A 17,461-nucleotide genomic window follows, 5' to 3' on the forward strand; every position below is an offset into this window, starting at 1 on the left:
CAATCAATCATTTTCTTTATTAATCTTTATCTTTGAACGTTTTAGCCAAAAAACCATACCGGCGTCATCCTGACTTAACTAGAAAATATTGTGATGATTCATATTACAGCAGTGCTCGATTTCGAGCTATTAAAAAAGACAAATTAAAAAACCCGTTTCCGGGCTTTTCTGCTGACACATATTATTCTATCACTATTATACCTTATTTTCGAATCTCTTATTCAATAACTAAGCGAATTAATTCGGAAATGCCCAAATCAACCACTGTAAAGAATAAAGCCATAAACAATACAGTCGTAACTACCACGATTGTATATTTAGTAAGCTCCTTGCGTTTCGGCCAGCTTACTTTTCGCATTTCGCGAGCGACTCCGCTGAAAAATTCGGTAAAACGTTTCATGAATGTACCTCCAAGCATTAGAAGCTTCTGTAAATCTATTTATAAAACGGTTATTTCGTTTCTTTATGAATCGAGTGTGAGTTGCACGTACTGCAAAATTTCTTGATTTCCAGTCGTTCGCCGCTTGTCGATTGTTTGCTCTCATAACTATAATTTCTTGTACCGCAATCATTGCATGCAAGAACTATTTTTTTTCGCATTAGATACACCTATCCTATCTACTATATCCATAAAACCTTATCACGGCTGTTTTTTATTGTCAATATCAAAGCGGGTTTCACCCATTATGGACACCATAAATCAAAACATCGGTTACTTAACATCCATTAAAAATTTTAGTGAATAATAAACTTCCATGTGGAGAAGGGACAGATGAAATTAAGCGGAAAAAGCGGAGGGATTATAAACTGATTTCCCTTACTTCCAGATAGCGCTCGAGCTTTCTTTTCACCCGTTGAAGGGCGTTGTCGATTGACTTAACATGCCGGTTCAACTCTTCCGAAATTTCTTGGTAGGTTTGTCCATCCAGGTAAAGAGCTAACACTTTTCTCTCAAGATCACTCAGGAGCTCGGCCATCTTTAATTCGATATCGTCAAACTCTTCTTGGTTGATGATCAGTTCTTCCGGGTCCAAAACTTTCGTACCGGATATGATATCCATTAGAGTTCGGTCCGATTCCTCATCATAAATGGGCTTGTCCAGGGAAACATAGGAATTGAGCGGAATATGTTTTTGACGTGTTGCTGTTTTGATAGCTGTAATGATCTGCCTCGTAATGCATAGTTCTGCAAATGCTTTAAAAGAAGATAACTTATCCCCTTTAAAATCACGGACGGCTTTATATAAACCAATCATACCTTCTTGCACGATGTCTTCCTTATCGGCACCAATCAAGAAATAAGTCCTTGCCTTCGCTCTTACAAAATTACGATACTTTTGGATCAAATAATCCAGTGCTTCACTGTCTCCAGTGTGCACCAACCCTATCAATTCATCATCCTCAAACTGCAGATACTTTTCGTTCAGCTTCATTCCGAATTTGAGACCCACATTATATCCCCCTGACCTGACTCAGATAGAAATATTATACAGCAGGTAAATTTTACCCGTCAATGGTTCAAATTTTTCCCCGGCGCCATTTTTCGAAAATTTCTGCCACTTCTTCACTTAAAGGAATTTTGGCCACGGGTCTTATAGTCGTTGTTTTTCTTACATCTTTCTTGATCTCGCCTTGAATTTCTTCCATTTCAATAAGCAGTTCACGAGCGGATTTCCTTAGGGCCCCTTGGCCAAAGATCACCCACTGTTCCGTGAAGTCAGAGGTTGCCACTTGAATTTGCGTTTTGACATTATTCAGTTCAATGGCCATCTTTTCTATTCTTTCATCCGCAGTTTCATTTTCTTTTGTAAAAATTACGTCAACTTTGTGATTTTTGAATATGCGGGCAATTCCCTGAACATATTGAGCGTCAAATACGACAATTACACGGTATCCGGTAAATGCTTGATATTCTGCCATCATTTCTATCAGCCGATCTCTTGCAGCAGCAAGGTCCCGTTCTTTTAATTCTCTCAGTTCCGGCCAAGCTCCAATAATGTTATAACCGTCCACCAACAGAATATTCATTTCATCATTGCCCTAGAGGATTTCTTTTTCTATAAACCTCATACATCAATAAACCGGCCGCTACCGATGCATTTAACGAAGTTACTTGTCCTGCCATAGGGAGACGGATGAGAAAATCACATTTATCCTTCATTAACCGGGCCATGCCTTTTCCTTCGCTGCCGATAACAAGTCCGATAGGCATCTTTCCGTCCATGTTACGGTAATCATCGCTGCCTTTCGCATCGGTACCGACTATCCATACCCCTCGCTCTTTCAACTCTTCCACCGCTCTTGCCAAATTTGTAACGCGAGCTACCGGAATATATTCGATTGCACCCGTCGAAGCTTTTGCCACTGTCGCCGTCAAGCCCACCGCTCTTCTTTTTGGGATGATGATCCCATGGGCCCCGACTGCATCAGCCGTCCTCATGATTGAACCTAAATTATGCGGATCTTCAACTTCATCAAGAATCATGAAAAAAGGTGCTTCGTCCCGTTCAGCCGCTCTTGCGAATAAGTCATCCAGCTCCACATATTCATATGCAGCCACTTGTGCGATAACACCTTGGTGGATGCCTTCTGCCATTTGGTCAATTTTTTTCTTCGGTACGATTTGGACGAATACCTTCTTTTCCTTCGCCAGACCGATGAGTGGTTGCATCGAGCCTTTTTGAGAGCCCTCGGCTATCCAAATTTTATTAATATCCCGTTCGGAGCGAAGTGCTTCCAATACGGGGTTTCTGCCAATGATATATTCTTCGCTCATGGGTTACTCCCCTTTTCTTCTTCAATGTATTCAATGGATTTTTTGATGAGTTCTTCCATTCTTTCTTTTCGACCGGATAAATACAAAAATCCCATAAGTGCCTCGAAGGCTGTACTGTAGCGATACGTTTGCACATCTGTGTTCTTCGGTACCGTACCGGATTTTGCATTTCGGCCGCGCCGAACGACAGCGGATTCCTCTTCCGATAACCAATCTGACTCCAGGAAAAAGTGGATGATTTTATTTTGCGCTTTAGCAGCTACAAAAGATGTAGCTTTTTTGTGGAGCAGATTGGGCTTGACCGCTCCTTTTTGAATGAGGTGATGCCGTATATACGTTTCGTATACAGCATCACCTATATATGCTAAAGCAAGACTGTTCAGCATTTTTGCATCTACCTTACTATCGTAATGAAGCATTAATTACCCTCTTTTCCATCTTGTACCTTGAGGGGTATCCTCTAATATGATATTCATGTTTTTCAATCGATCACGAATTTCATCAGATAACCCAAAATTACGGTCTTTCCGCGCTTGAATTCTCTGCTGTATCAAGCCTTCAATTTCTTCATCCAAAAGCCCCTCTTCTTCAAGGGACAAACCTAGGACAGAAAATAGGATGCTGAATTTATCAAGGAAAGCATCAATCACTTCCTTGTCTGTGTTTTTCTCCATCAAGTAATAATTTGCCTGTTTGGAAAGTTCAAAGAGCATGGATATTGCATTAGCTGTGTTGAAATCATCGTCCATTTCCTTAATGAATTGTTCATGTAACTCATTCAGCTTCCCTAACCAAACATCATTATTCTCAGTCAATCCGTCACTAACTTGAAGGCGATGCTTTAAGTTTTGATAAGATGTCCTTAAGCGATCGAGGGACGCCTTTACATTTTCAAGCACTTCTTCACTATAATTGATGGGGTGACGATAATGTACAGATAACATAAAGAAGCGTAACACTTGTGGATCATGCTTCTGAATGATGTCATGCACAAGGACGAAATTGCCTAAGGACTTAGACATTTTTTCATTCTCAATATTTATATACCCGTTATGCATCCAATAATTCGCAAAGGGCTTACCCGTCAATGCTTCAGATTGTGCAATTTCATTTTCATGATGAGGGAAAGCCAGATCTTGACCTCCTGCATGAATATCGATTGTATCGCCCAAATACTTTTTGACCATTGCGGAGCATTCGATATGCCAGCCAGGACGACCCTTGCCCCATGGGCTTTCCCAAGATATTTCATCATCCTTAGCCGTTTTCCAAAGGGCAAAATCAAGGGCATCTTGTTTTTTCTCCCCTATTTCAATACGCGCCCCCACTCTCAGCTCATCGATGGACTGATGTGAAAGTTTTCCATACCCCTCAAACTTGCGAGTTCGGTAATACACATCCCCTTCAGATTCATAAGCGAATCCTTTCTCAATTAATGCCGAGATGAATTCAATGATTGCATCCATGTTCTCCATTACGGTTGGGTGAGCATCGGCTTTTTTGCAGCCCAATGCCGACACGTCTTCAAAATAAGCCTTGATGAAACGCTCTGATATAGTTGGGACATCTTCCCCCAATTCTTTTGCCGCACGAATCAGCTTATCATCCACATCCGTAAAGTTCGAAACGAATTGCACATCATATCCACGGTAATCCAAATACCTACGAACGGTATCGAATACGATTGCCGGTCTTGCATTACCAATATGAATGTAATTATAGACAGTGGGTCCGCATACGTACATCTTCACCTTTCCCTCTTCCATCGGGACGAAGGTTTCCTTTTTTCTTGTAGCTGTGTTATATATTTTAATCGCCATATTATAGGCTCCTTTCCTTCTGCTTCTCTTCAGCCATCTTCGCTCTTAAGGCCCTGATTTCACTATCCAATTCCTTAAAGCGATCAGCAATTGGATCAGGAAGATCACAATGATTTAGATCTTTGTTGATTTTGATACCATCTTGAATGACCACTTTACCTGGAATGCCCACCACTGTGGAATTTGGTGGCACTTCCTTTAAAACAACCGATCCTGCACCGATTTTTGAGTTTTCCCCAACAGTGATGGAACCCAGCACTTTTGCTCCTGTAGCAATCAAAACGTTATCCTTTATCGTAGGATGACGTTTTCCCTTTTCCTTTCCTGTCCCCCCAAGGGTTACACCTTGAAAGACAGATACATTGTCGCCAATTTCACAAGTTTCGCCAATGACGATCCCCATTCCATGGTCAATGAAGAAGCGACGGCCAATCGTAGCCCCTGGATGTATTTCAATACCGGTAAAAAACCGACTGATCTGAGATACACTTCTTGCCAGGAAAAAGAATTTCTTCTTAAATAGTGCGTGAGCCATCCTATGACTCCAAATCGCATGTAAACCCGCGTACGTCAATATGACTTCCAAATAGCTGCGCGCAGCAGGATCTTGATCAAAAACCACTTCGATATCTTCTTTAAACATCTTAAACAAAATGATTCCCCCCTATGTTGCGTACTTTTCCAACATCCCCTTTGAAGCTTTTAAAGCATATAAAAAAGCGCCTCTGTCCAAATAGACAGAGACGCTTTAAGCGCGGTTCCACTCTGTTTGGAATGTACGAAGCAGGTAAAGCTTTTTCCTGTTTTTTCATCCCCAACTTTAATCCCTGTAACGGAGGACATTCCGCCTGTGCCTACTATAGGTTAGTTCAGCAAAGGACTCAGGGGTGCATTTCAGGAAACGAGAGGCTTGAACCACTTTCAGCAGGTTATGGTTCTCTCTAAAAAGCTTCGTTTACTTACTTCTCCCCATCTACGCGTTCTTTTGTAAGATTATTAAATACTATATTACATTTTTGACAAATTGTTAATATAAAATACTCTGAATACGCTGTTTAATTTTTTCCTTGCCAAGTAATGAAATCGCCTTAGGCAAGTCAGGACCATGTGTTTGACCCGTGACGGCCGCCCTTATCGGCATGAATAATTTTTTCCCTTTATGGCCTGTGCTTTTTTGTACGGCTTTAATTGACTTCTTGATGTCATCCGCGTTAAATTCTTCAAGGCCATCGATCTCCTGAAGGAAGGCTTTCATGACTTCCGGCACCTGTTCTTCAGCCAGTACTTCCTTGGCATCTTCCTCGAACACGACCTCATCCTTGAAAAACAGTTCAGATAGCTCAACTATTTCCGCTCCATAGCTCATCTGCTCTTGAAAAAGGGAAACTAGCCCATGTACCCACTCTTCTTCTTCGGCGGTCAGTGTCTCTGAAACCTTCCCGGCTTTAATTAAGTGAGGCATTGACAATTCCACTGCACGATTTGCATCCAGTTGCTTCACATATTGGTTATTCATCCATGTAAGCTTTTGTTTATCAAAAAGCGCAGGTGACTTAGACAGCCGATCAGCATCGAAAAGATTAATAAATTCTTCCTTCGTGAAAATCTCTTCTTCCCCGACTGGAGACCATCCTAGTAATGTAATGAAATTGAATAAAGCTTCAGGTACATAACCAAGCTCTTCATATTGCTCAATGAATTGAATGATGGACTCATCACGTTTACTCAGTTTCTTCCTGCTTTCGTTTACAATCAGCGTCATATGTCCAAATACCGGCGGTTCCCAGCCAAAAGCTTCATAAATCATCAGTTGTTTTGGGGTATTGGAGATATGATCATCACCGCGAAGGACATGAGAAATCTTCATCAAGTGATCATCGACGGCCACTGCAAAGTTGTAGGTTGGAATGCCATCTTTTTTAACGATGACAAAATCACCAAAGCCATCCGCTTCAAACGAAACCTCGTCCTTAACCATATCATTGAAAGCAAGGACCTTCCCAGTTGGAACAGCAAAGCGAATGCTCGGTTTTCTTCCTTGGGCCACTAGTTCCGCTTGCTCATCTTCAGTTAAATGCTTGCACTTCCCTGAATATTTTGGCGTTTCATTCCGCTCGACCTGTCCTTCACGTTCTGCCTCAAGCTCTTCTTCCGTACAATAGCATTTATATGCCAAACCCTTATCTAAAAGCTCTTGATACAATTCCTGATAAAGGTCGTTCCTTTCGGATTGACGATATGGTCCGAATTCACCGCCAACATCAACACCTTCATCCCAATCCATACCAAGCCATTTCAAATATTTAAGCTGACTTTCCTCTCCGCCCTCAATATTTCTCTTTTGGTCGGTATCTTCAATTCGGATGATGAATTTCCCGCCTTTATTTCGTGCGTATAAATAATTAAATAAAGCAGTCCGTGCATTACCAATATGTAAATGTCCAGTCGGACTCGGTGCATAGCGAACTCGAATATCGCTGCTCATGATATATATAGACCTCCCAGTCGTTCTATTCTATTGTATATATTATCATTTAAATACATTGGGATAAAGGCATCCACTCTAAAAACGAAATTAGTTTGATTTAACCAATAAAACCACAGCCTGTGCGGCGATTCCTTCGCTCCTGCCTGTAAAACCAAGTTTCTCGGTAGTGGTCGCCTTTACATTAATTCTGTCTATCGACGCATCTAAAAGTTCAGCAATCCTGCCGCGCATTTCCTCAATATACGGTGCCATTTTCGGGCTTTGTGCAATGATTGTACAGTCCGCATTGCCTAGGGAATATCCTTCTTTTTTTACAATCGCCCAAATATACTGCAGCAGTTTTGCCGAATCGGCATCTTTAAATTCAGGATCGGTATCCGGAAAATGCTTACCGATATCCCCTGCACCAATTGCCCCCAAGCAGGCATCAGCAACTGTATGCAGAAGAACATCCGCATCCGAATGACCTAGCAAACCTTTCTCATACGGAATCGTAATCCCGCCAATAATCAAAGGTCTCCCCTCCACAAGCTGATGAACGTCATATCCTTGTCCTATTCTAAACATATCATTCTCCCCAATCATCGTTTTCCATGTTGTTTATGTAAAATCGCTTCTGCAAAATAAAGGTCTTCCTGAGTCGTAATTTTAATATTATCATAATTGCCCTCAATAATAACTACCTGTTCATTGATCCGCTCTAGCAAACTTGCATCATCCGTCCCTAAAAATGCTTCAGCTTCAGCCTGTTCATAGGCACTTTTCAATATGGATACACGAAAAGCTTGTGGAGTTTGTACCGCCCACAAGCTTGATCGTTCCACTGTTTCCACTACCTTATCGTTTGACGCTTTTTTAATCGTATCTTTAACGGGCACCGCAATTACGGCACCTCCATGAAGGGAGGCGGCAGTAGTCAATTCACTGATTTGCCCAACATTGATAAAAGGACGGGCACCGTCGTGGACCAGGACGATTTCTTCTCCTGCATGTTGCAGTCCATTATAAACGCTTTGTTGGCGCTCCTTGCCACCCATGACCAGTTTCTTGACCTTTTTAAGCCCATATGCTGCAATCAATTGACTGAAATAATCCTTTTCTGCCGGGTTTATCGAAAGGATGATTCCCCGACAGTCAGGATCTTCTTCGAAGACACGCAGTGTATAAACAATAATCGGGATACCCGATAGTTCAATAAAAAGTTTATTCTTGCCCGCCTTCATTCTTTTGCCTTGTCCAGCTGCAGGTATCACTACTTCATAAAACATAACGGTTTCTCCTACTCTTCTTTATAATGCTTTTTCTAATAGTTTCGGTTTAGCGAATATCATACGGCCTGCCGAGGTTTGCAATACACTTGTGACAAGAACATCGATGCGTTTCCCGATATGGTCACGGCCACCTTCGACAACGATCATGGTGCCATCGTCTAAATAAGCGATGCCCTGGTTCTGCTCTTTCCCGTCCTTGATGACCTGAACATTCATCTCTTCCCCAGGAAGAACAACAGGTTTTACGGCATTGGCAAGGTCATTGATATTAAGGACCGCCACATTTTGAAATTCGCATACTTTGTTTAAATTGAAATCATTGGTAACCACCATTCCGCCCGATATTTTGGCAAGTTTCACTAGTTTACTGTCCACTTCCTGAATGTCTTCAAAATCCCCCTCGTACATCTCCACTTTAATCGGAAGGTCTTTTTGAATCCGATTCAAGATATCCAAACCACGTCTTCCACGATTCCTTTTCAAAGCATCCGATGAATCGGCAATGTGCTGCAGTTCGTTTAATACGAATTGAGGAATGACTATGGTACCCTCGAGAAAGCCTGTCTGACAAATATCCGCAATTCTGCCATCAATGATGACGCTTGTATCGAGAATCTTCAGCCGCTTGCTATACCCCTCTTCATCGTCTTCGCTCGCTTCACCATCAGTGTTCTTTTTCTTATTGCTTTTCGTGAATAAACTCAATAGCTCATCACGCTTTTTAAAGCCAACTTGAAAACCAAGATAACCAAATAAAAGCGTAAGGATGATGGGAACCACTGTATTAAAAAATGGAAACTTGATGGCACTGAAGGCGGAGCCAACCAAGAACGCCGCAAGCAGTCCCACTAAAAGACCGACGCTGCCAAAGATTATATCCGTAATTGGTATCTTTACAAGCTGTTCCTCCAGCCACTTCATAAAATAGATCACATGATCTACTGCCCAAAAAGTTATAAGATAAAAGATAATGGCACCCAACAGTACACTTACATAAGGATTGTTTATTAAAGCAATATCATCTGCATGTAAAACAATTAATAATTCTGGAATAAGTAACATACCAAGTGTTCCGCCGACTATTAAGAAGCATGCTTGTATAATGCGTTTTAACATCCCTTTCACCTCCTTCTACTCATTATTGACCAATAAAATAAAATGAAACCTTCGAAAATTCGTTTTCATTATATACGTTAAATTCACTCTAGGAATTAGTGGATTTACAAATATGATTTCTTCTCTTTTTCGTAATATTAGCCTAGCACCCTGAGTTTTGAGTGTCAAAAATAAACACCAACCAATTTCAAGCAAGTCAAGGGAATTTTAAAAGGCCAGCTGCCCCTACATCCTTCTATTTGTGACAAGCTGATTTTTTAAAATCCGGAGTCCTTCTTTGATTTTATTTGCCCGGACTTCGCCTATGCCCTCCACATCGTCAAGGTTTTCAACCGTAGCTTTATTGACTTCACTAAAGCTTCCGAACTGTTTCACTAAATTTTCGATGATCAAACCCGGCAAGCGTGGGATTTTATGAAGAATACGGTAACCACGGGGATGTACTGACTCATCAAGGTGTATGTATCCATTATAGCCCAGCACCTTTAGAAGAATGCTTTCATCCAGTTTTTCCTGCATGGCCAACTCTTGAAGCCTAAAAATGATTTCCTCGGGATCTTCATCATTACTGGAGGTATAATCCTTGATAAGCCATTTTCCTTCCGTTTCAATATCTGCCAGGATTTCATTCATTTGCAAACGGATCAATCTTCCTTCCGTACCAAGCTCATTAAGGTACGTTAATAGCTCTGCCTTGATCCTGAGCACCATTACATATCGGTGAAATACCTGCAAAAGGTCGGCATAGGTAACGATTTCCTCAAACTCGAGCGCTCCTAAAACCGATATGCTCTGCTGCAGGACCACCTTGTATTTTTCCAAGGTCTGGATGGCTAAATTAGCCTTGGCAAGTATGACTCCAATATCTTTAAGGGCGTATCGGAAATTTCCTTGATATAAAGTGATGACATTCCGACGTTGTGAGATTGCGATGACCAGTGACTTGGTCTCCCTTGCCACACGTTCTGCTGTCCTATGCCGCATTCCCGTTTCAGTGGAAGGTGTACTGTTATCCGGTACTAGCTGGGCATTTGCGAAAATGATCTTATCGGCTGTTTCATTTAAAATGATGGCTCCGTCCATCTTTGCCAACTCATATAATGTGCTGGGGGTACAGCTGCAGTTGATTTCGAAGCCGCCATCCACGATCACTCGCACCTTCTCATTATATCCGACCACTATCAAACCACCCGTGTTTGCCCTCAGGACATTTTCAATCCCCTCTCGAAGCGGGGTACCCGGAGCAACAATTTGCAGAATTTCCAGTTTTGTTTTCTCATACCCTTTTTTATCTGTCATACTTAACCCCCTAACGATTGTTTAAGAGCCTCCGAAACCGATGAAACACCAACGATCTTAATACCCTTCGGCGCTGTCCATCCCCCTATATTATTAGCCGGTATGATAACTCGCTCAAACCCTAATTTTGCTGCTTCCTGCACCCTTTGTTCAATTCTTGACACCCTTCTCACCTCACCAGTCAGCCCCACTTCACCAATAATGCAATCGGCAGGGTTTGTTGGTTTATCACGGAAGCTCGAAGCAATGCTTATTGCGACAGCGAGATCAATTGCAGGTTCATCCAGCTTGACACCACCAGCAACCTTTAAATACGCATCTTGGTTTTGGAGCAGCAAGCCCACTCTCTTTTCCAGAACGGCCATTAAAAGCGAAACTCGATTGTGGTCGATTCCCGTGGCCATTCGCCTCGGATTGCCAAAACTCGTAGGAGAAATCAATGCTTGAATTTCAACTAGCACTGGCCTTGTGCCCTCCATGGATGCGACGACTGTGGAACCTGAAGCTCCTTGCGACCGTTCTTCAAGGAAAATTTCCGATGGATTCGCGACCTCTTCCAACCCATGTTCTTTCATTTCAAAAATACCCATCTCATTCGTCGAACCAAAGCGATTTTTAACCGCACGTATAATTCGATATGTATGGTGTCTTTCACCTTCAAAATATAATACAGTATCAACCATGTGCTCAAGTAGCCGTGGCCCCGCGATGGCCCCTTCCTTTGTAACGTGTCCGACGATAAAAATCGCGATTCCGTTCGTTTTAGCAATGCGCATGAGTGAGGCTGTGCACTCCCTCACTTGTGAAACGCTTCCCGGGGCGGATGTAACCTCCGAATGATATACCGTTTGAATGGAGTCAATAATGACCAAATCCGGTTTAACATCCGTAATTGCCTGTTGGATATAATCCATATCGGTTTCAGCATAAACGAATAGATTCTCCGACATGGTCCCAAGTCGATCCGCTCTCAATTTAGTCTGTTTGACTGATTCTTCACCTGAAATATAAAGCACTTTTTTCTGTTTATGCGCCAATTGGGATGATACCTGTAAAAGCAGGGTGGACTTACCGATACCCGGGTCTCCTCCGATCAATACAAGTGATCCCTGTACAATCCCGCCCCCAAGAGCACGATTCAATTCCATTAAATCCGTCTTAATCCGGGGTTCTTTTTCTGATTGAATAGTCGTTATCGGTGCTGCCTTCTCCCGTTCCCCGGAACCTCTAACCTCTGAATTGGTAAAGGCGCCTTTTCTAGCAGGTTTAACGATTTCGGTTTCCTCGACCATTTTGTTCCATTCACCGCATCCTGGGCATTTCCCCATCCATTTCGGTGACTCGTATCCACAAGACTGACACATAAATTTTGTTTTCTTCTTTACAGCCATAAATTACTCCTCTTTCTTTGGAAAAGATATCTATATTAAGGATATTATACCTCTAATTTATTTAAACCTTCTTAAGGCTAAGTTTTTTTAAAAAATATTCATTCTGCTTATCCCATTTATACTCAAATCTACCTATAGATAAAAAACAGAGGTACACTGCAATAGAATCTGCGTGTACCTCGAAGTTTAGGATCAGGTTATTCACTTACATTAACAGGCTCGCCTTGTCGGATTGCAAACTCATTATTCACGACATCCATTACGACCGTTTGCCCTTTTTTCACGTTGCCCTTAAGCAACTCTTCGGATAGATAATCTTCTACATGCTTCTGAAGTGCCCTGCGGATTGGACGTGCCCCATATTCCGGATCAAAACCTTCCGTAGCAATTTTATCTCTAGCCGCATCTGTCAGCTCCAAGTATATCTCCTGTTCTTTCAAACGGGTAGTAAGCTGATTTGACATTAATGTAACGATTTGTTTCAAATGATCCTTCTCTAATGAGTGGAACACGATAGTTTCATCAATACGATTCAGGAATTCCGGACGGAATGCACGTTTGAGTTCTTCCATCACTTTCCCTTTCATATTTTTATAGTCCTGACCAGTATCCTGGATGTTAAAGCCGACATACTTATCAGTTTTCAAGGCCGACGCCCCTACATTCGATGTCATAATCAGAATGGTGTTCCTGAAATCGACAGTACGCCCCTTGGAATCTGTCAGTCTTCCATCTTCCAATACTTGAAGAAGAATATTGAAAACATCCGGATGCGCCTTTTCTATTTCATCAAGCAGAACGACGGAGTATGGTTTCCTCCGCACTTTTTCCGTTAACTGACCGCCTTCTTCGTATCCAACATATCCTGGAGGGGATCCAACAAGACGTGAAGTCGAATGTTTCTCCATATATTCGGACATATCGATGCGGATCATGGCATCTTCATCACCAAAAATGGATTCAGCTAAAGCACGAGCCAGCTCTGTTTTACCGACCCCTGTAGGCCCCAAGAAGATGAATGAACCAATTGGACGTTTAGGATCTTTCAATCCTGCCCTTGCACGTCTTACTGCTTTAGAAACCGCAATGACAGCCTCTTCCTGCCCAATTACACGATCATGGAGGATTGACTCCATATTAAGCAGTTTGTCTGACTCTGTTTGCGCCAATTTAGTGACTGGAACTCCCGTCCAACTGGATACGACGTGTGCAATGTCATCCACAGTCACTTCACTGTTCTCCTGCCCTTGTTTTTCTTTCCAAGTTTTTTTCGTTTCTTCCAATTGTTCTCTTAAGCGTTGTTCTGTATCGCGAAGTGAAGCAGCTTTTTCAAATTCCTGACTCTGAACGGAAGCATCTTTTTCCTTACGAACATCATCCAGCTTCACTTCAAGTTCCTTTAAGTTAGGTGGCGTTGTGTATGAACGCAGCCTAACTTTGGAACCAGCTTCATCAATCAAGTCAATCGCTTTATCCGGTAAAAAGCGATCGGAAATATAACGGTCGGATAATTTGACTGCGGCATCAATCGCTTCGTCTGTAATCGATACGCGGTGATGTGCCTCATAACGGTCACGCAGCCCCTTGAGAATTTGGATGGATTCCTCAATAGTCGGCTCATCGACTTGGATTGGCTGGAAACGACGTTCAAGCGCAGCATCCTTTTCAATATACTTCCGGTACTCATCCAAAGTCGTGGCACCGATACATTGTAATTCACCTCGCGCCAATGATGGTTTAAGGATATTGGAGGCATCAATGGCACCTTCTGCACCACCTGCACCGATCAATGTATGCAATTCATCGATGAATAGGATGATATTACCCGCCTGACGTATTTCATCCATAACTTTCTTCAACCGGTCCTCAAATTCACCCCGGTATTTAGTACCGGCCACAACAGTACCCATATCAAGTGTCATTACGCGTTTATCACGTAAAATTTCAGGTACCTCATTATTGATGATCTGTTGGGCAAGCCCTTCAGCAATGGCTGTTTTACCAACACCAGGTTCACCGATTAATACTGGGTTATTTTTTGTACGACGGCTCAATACCTCGATGACTCGCTGTATTTCCTTACTTCTTCCGATAACGGGATCCAAACTTCCTTCCCTGGCAATCGCCGTTAAATCACGGGCAAGGCCATCCAGTGTCGGCGTGCTTGCATTTGAAGCTGCTGAACCTTGATGACCACCAGATTCATTACTTCCCAGAAGCTGCAATACTTGTTGCCGCGCTTTATTTAAACTTACTCCCAGATTATTCAATACGCGTGCAGCTACACCTTCCCCTTCTCGGATAAGACCTAGAAGTACATGCTCTGTCCCAACATATGAGTGACCTAATTTTCTTGCCTCATCCATGGAAAGCTCAATGACTTTCTTAGCTCTTGGGGTATAATGTATCGTTTGAGCCGTATCCTGTCCACGGCCAATTAAATTTTCCACTTCTTTCTGAATCTTATCCGGACCCAATCCAAGGGCATATAACGCTTTGGCAGCAATACCATCACCTTCTCGGACAAGGCCCAGTAAAATATGTTCCGTGCCAATATTATTATGACCTAAACGGATTGCCTCTTCTTGGGCTAATGCTAATACTTTCTGGGCTCTTTCAGTAAAACGACCAAACATCATAGGGAATTCCTCCTTAAGAATTTTCGTTTTGAATAAAGTTGCTGGCAATTCTCTAAGTTATGACAGAAGCTTCTTCTTGCTCCATATCTATTACGTGAAATTTGATACTCCCTAAAGAGGTCAATGACCTCTATGAGGAGGAAGATTCCGTGAAATTCAAGCGTTCCCGAATGAGTGCTGCTCTACGGATATCCCTTTCATGGGGTCTTAAAGGGCCACCTGCGTACTTTTGTAAAAATCCCGGCTGTGTCAAAATCATCAACTCATTTAGAATGCTTTTAGAAATATTCTTTATATACCCAAGATCTATCCCTAACCTAACATCGGAGATACAGGTAGCTGCTTCCTTGGTCTCGATGATGCGGGCATTGGACAAAATCCCATATGAACGGAAAATTCTATCTTCTAATTGTATGTGGGAAGTCCTCGCTAATGCATCCCTCGCTGACCGTTCCTGGGCTATGATTTGTTGCACCACACTTGTTAGATCTTCAACGATATCCCTTTCCGACTTTCCAAGAGTGATTTGATTGGAAATTTGAAAAATATTCCCCAAGGCTTGACTGCCCTCTCCATAAATCCCTCGAACCACCAACCCCAATTGGTTGATAGCCGGTATGATATTATTCATCTGCTGTGTAAGGACAAGGCCTGGCAGATGCATCATGACTGAAGCCCTTAATCCTGTTCCCACATTAGTTGGACAACTAGTTAGGTATCCTCTTTCCTCATCATATGCATAGTCTATGGATTCTTCAATCCAATCGTCAAGAACATTTGCAATCTTTAATGTTTCCTTTAGCTGCAACCCCGACATTAAACATTGAATACGGAGATGATCCTCTTCGTTTATCATGATACTTATTTCTTCATTTTCCGAAAGGAGACATGCACTTTTCGCTGAATCTTCAACTAAATGGGGACTTATTAAATGTTTTTCAACAAGAACGCGCTTTTCAAGTTGCTGCAATTGGTCGATTTCTAAAAGTTCCAGTTTTCCAATCTCCGGGGTTACTTCTTCTTCGATCCTTTTTTTGACCAATTCAATGATTTTTTTAGCTTCTTCGTTAGAAAAGGAGGTTGGGAAGGTAAAGTCTTTAAAATTCCTGGCCAGCCGAATCCGCGAACTCAATACAATATCGATTTCCGGCCCTTCGGCACTCATCCAGGAACTCAGGGCGTTTTCTACAAACTTTTCCAAGCTCATAATTCCTCGCCTCCCTCTTGCGCTTCATACCTTTTCTCAAGGGAACGAACCTTATCTCTTACCTCTGCCGCTTTCTCAAACTCCTCTTGATCAATGTGGACCTTTAAAACTTCTTTCAAATCCAAAATTTGCTTTCGAAGATATATAGTGCCACCAATCCTTTTTGGAATTTTCCCTATATGTGCTGTATTGCCGCTGTGAACCCTCTTTAAAATGGGATTTAACTGTTCATTGAACGTTTTATAACATTCGGCACAGCCAAACTTACCAATATGGACAAATTCTTTATAAGATCGATGACAATGCGGGCAACGCCTCTCTTCCGTTTTGGGAAATGCATTTGCCTTTGTCTGTTGAATATTCGACTCCATATTCAACAATCCTGCTAATAAATTATTTATTGAAAAACCAGGTCCACCTGCATCCATGAACATTTCACCTTTTTCCTGAGCACATTTCTCACAAATCATGACTTCAGTCTTTTTTTTATTGATGATTTTGGTGAAGTGCAGGGTAGCAGGCCTTTGATGACATTCTTGGCAAATCAACGTTCATCACCTCTGCCAGTTTCATTTATATTTTAAAGTCGTAAGCATCGCAGTTAAAATTCTTGCCCTAAGCTCATCGCGGTCAGGTAGGTCGATATAAATCACCGATCTATCAATGACGCTCATCATTATCTTTGCTTCTCTTTCATTAATGACGTCTTCATTCATCAGCCTTGAAATTACTCCTTCAGCCATCGATTGGGTTACCCTTGAACCAATAAGCGATAATAATTGGTTGATAAGTTGCACGGAATCCTGTGATTCGACTTTCATGATGCGTATATAACCGCCGCCTCCACGCTTACTCTCCACAACATAACCTCTCTCGATGGTAAACCTGGTATTGATTACGTAATTGATTTGAGAAGGAACACACTGAAATTTATCTGCTATTTCACTTCTTTTAATCTCTAAGATATCTTTTTGACTTATTTCAAGTACTTGCTTCAAATAAGTTTCGATAACATCAGATATGTTTCTCACTCAGCCTCCTCCATTCTGACTTTGACTATATTTGACTATTATTATACAAGGAATAATGCATTTTGCAACTTAAACGCACTTTCTCTTTCTGTATTATCCATTTTCTCCAAATTATATGTAATTACATACCCCATTGAACATTAAAATTGAAATATCTTACATAAATACCCTGAAAAGATAAATGCAAAACCTGATATTTTATTCTCTCTTAAGGTTTCACCACTTAAATTCGGATCAATTCAAATAAGGCCAGCCCTATGCTGTCCCTGAAAATAAAAAACCTTTTTTAATCACGAACAACAAAAAAGACCAGCCGGATGGCTGATCTTTTTAAATGGCTTGGCGGCGTCCTACTCTCACAGGGGGAAACCCCCAACTACCATCGGCGCTGAAGAGCTTAACTGCCGTGTTCGGAATGGGAAC

At 41.9% G+C, this 17,461-nt stretch carries 18 protein-coding genes, 1 rRNA gene and 1 other annotated feature; all 19 genes read right to left on the reverse strand.

The genetic code is table 11. The features are described 5' to 3' along the window. Positions 1–217: 217 nt before the first annotated feature. Positions 218–400 carry a preprotein translocase subunit SecE gene (gene secE / locus ACFRAK_RS22255; protein WP_076372883.1) on the reverse strand — a complete coding sequence of 61 codons (183 nt, stop codon included), beginning with the start codon at positions 398–400 and terminating at the stop codon, positions 218–220. A 50-nt stretch (positions 401–450) separates the two neighbouring features. Beyond that, a complete protein-coding gene (rpmG, locus tag ACFRAK_RS22260) occupies positions 451–600 on the reverse strand; it encodes a 50S ribosomal protein L33 (RefSeq protein WP_192207436.1) in 150 nt (49 codons plus the stop codon). 200 nt (positions 601–800) lie between these two features. Beyond that, positions 801–1,433, reverse strand: a complete 633-nt coding sequence (sigH, locus tag ACFRAK_RS22265; RefSeq protein WP_094246690.1) for an RNA polymerase sporulation sigma factor SigH — start codon at positions 1,431–1,433, stop codon at positions 801–803. An 85-nt stretch (positions 1,434–1,518) separates the two neighbouring features. Further along, positions 1,519–2,028: an NYN domain-containing protein gene (locus ACFRAK_RS22270; RefSeq protein ID WP_034305067.1), complete on the reverse strand. Its 510-nt coding sequence runs from the start codon at positions 2,026–2,028 to the stop codon at positions 1,519–1,521. Between the two features lie 4 nt (positions 2,029–2,032). Next, complete coding sequence (gene rlmB / locus ACFRAK_RS22275) at positions 2,033–2,776, reverse strand: 23S rRNA (guanosine(2251)-2'-O)-methyltransferase RlmB (protein ID WP_260288185.1); 744 nt, start codon at positions 2,774–2,776, stop codon at positions 2,033–2,035. Beyond that, positions 2,773–3,195, reverse strand: a complete 423-nt coding sequence (locus ACFRAK_RS22280) for a Mini-ribonuclease 3 (RefSeq protein ID WP_076372889.1) — start codon at positions 3,193–3,195, stop codon at positions 2,773–2,775. The genes rlmB and ACFRAK_RS22280 overlap by 4 nt, the downstream gene beginning before the upstream one ends. 3 nt (positions 3,196–3,198) lie before the next feature. Next, the gene (gene cysS / locus ACFRAK_RS22285) at positions 3,199–4,596 is read right to left on the reverse strand and encodes a cysteine--tRNA ligase (RefSeq protein WP_260288184.1); all 1,398 of its coding nucleotides are present in this window, start codon (positions 4,594–4,596) and stop codon (positions 3,199–3,201) included. Position 4,597: 1 nt separating this feature from the next. Beyond that, positions 4,598–5,248, reverse strand: a complete 651-nt coding sequence (gene cysE, locus ACFRAK_RS22290) for a serine O-acetyltransferase (protein WP_387604877.1) — start codon at positions 5,246–5,248, stop codon at positions 4,598–4,600. Between the two features lie 84 nt (positions 5,249–5,332). After that, positions 5,333–5,581: a binding site (T-box leader), on the reverse strand. A 42-nt stretch (positions 5,582–5,623) separates the two neighbouring features. Beyond that, positions 5,624–7,081: a glutamate--tRNA ligase gene (gene gltX / locus ACFRAK_RS22295; RefSeq protein WP_387604879.1), complete on the reverse strand. Its 1,458-nt coding sequence runs from the start codon at positions 7,079–7,081 to the stop codon at positions 5,624–5,626. A 90-nt stretch (positions 7,082–7,171) separates the two neighbouring features. Continuing rightward, complete coding sequence (gene ispF / locus ACFRAK_RS22300) at positions 7,172–7,651, reverse strand: 2-C-methyl-D-erythritol 2,4-cyclodiphosphate synthase (RefSeq protein ID WP_134784433.1); 480 nt, start codon at positions 7,649–7,651, stop codon at positions 7,172–7,174. Between the two features lie 14 nt (positions 7,652–7,665). Beyond that, complete coding sequence (gene ispD / locus ACFRAK_RS22305) at positions 7,666–8,352, reverse strand: 2-C-methyl-D-erythritol 4-phosphate cytidylyltransferase (RefSeq protein ID WP_260288181.1); 687 nt, start codon at positions 8,350–8,352, stop codon at positions 7,666–7,668. A 21-nt stretch (positions 8,353–8,373) separates the two neighbouring features. Further along, positions 8,374–9,471 (reverse strand): PIN/TRAM domain-containing protein, encoded by a 1,098-nt coding sequence (locus tag ACFRAK_RS22310; RefSeq protein WP_192207430.1) that lies wholly within the window; start codon positions 9,469–9,471, stop codon positions 8,374–8,376. A 225-nt stretch (positions 9,472–9,696) separates the two neighbouring features. Continuing rightward, positions 9,697–10,770: a DNA integrity scanning diadenylate cyclase DisA gene (gene disA, locus ACFRAK_RS22315; protein WP_192207429.1), complete on the reverse strand. Its 1,074-nt coding sequence runs from the start codon at positions 10,768–10,770 to the stop codon at positions 9,697–9,699. Positions 10,771–10,772: 2 nt separating this feature from the next. Continuing rightward, positions 10,773–12,161: a DNA repair protein RadA gene (radA, locus tag ACFRAK_RS22320; protein ID WP_076372905.1), complete on the reverse strand. Its 1,389-nt coding sequence runs from the start codon at positions 12,159–12,161 to the stop codon at positions 10,773–10,775. Between the two features lie 197 nt (positions 12,162–12,358). Then, a complete protein-coding gene (clpC, locus tag ACFRAK_RS22325; protein ID WP_192207428.1) occupies positions 12,359–14,800 on the reverse strand; it encodes an ATP-dependent protease ATP-binding subunit ClpC in 2,442 nt (813 codons plus the stop codon). Between the two features lie 130 nt (positions 14,801–14,930). Continuing rightward, complete coding sequence (gene mcsB / locus ACFRAK_RS22330; protein ID WP_394572520.1) at positions 14,931–16,007, reverse strand: protein-arginine kinase McsB; 1,077 nt, start codon at positions 16,005–16,007, stop codon at positions 14,931–14,933. Continuing rightward, positions 16,004–16,555, reverse strand: a complete 552-nt coding sequence (mcsA, locus tag ACFRAK_RS22335; RefSeq protein ID WP_387604884.1) for a protein-arginine kinase activator protein McsA — start codon at positions 16,553–16,555, stop codon at positions 16,004–16,006. The genes mcsB and mcsA overlap by 4 nt, the downstream gene beginning before the upstream one ends. Before the next feature lie 21 nt (positions 16,556–16,576). Then, on the reverse strand, positions 16,577–17,038 hold the full coding sequence (locus ACFRAK_RS22340; protein ID WP_048677843.1) for a CtsR family transcriptional regulator: 462 nt from the start codon (positions 17,036–17,038) through the stop codon (positions 16,577–16,579). A 337-nt stretch (positions 17,039–17,375) separates the two neighbouring features. Next, positions 17,376–17,461: ribosomal RNA gene (gene rrf, locus ACFRAK_RS22345) — 5S ribosomal RNA — on the reverse strand; the annotation flags it as partial.

Source organism: Peribacillus sp. NPDC056705, assembly GCF_043656335.1.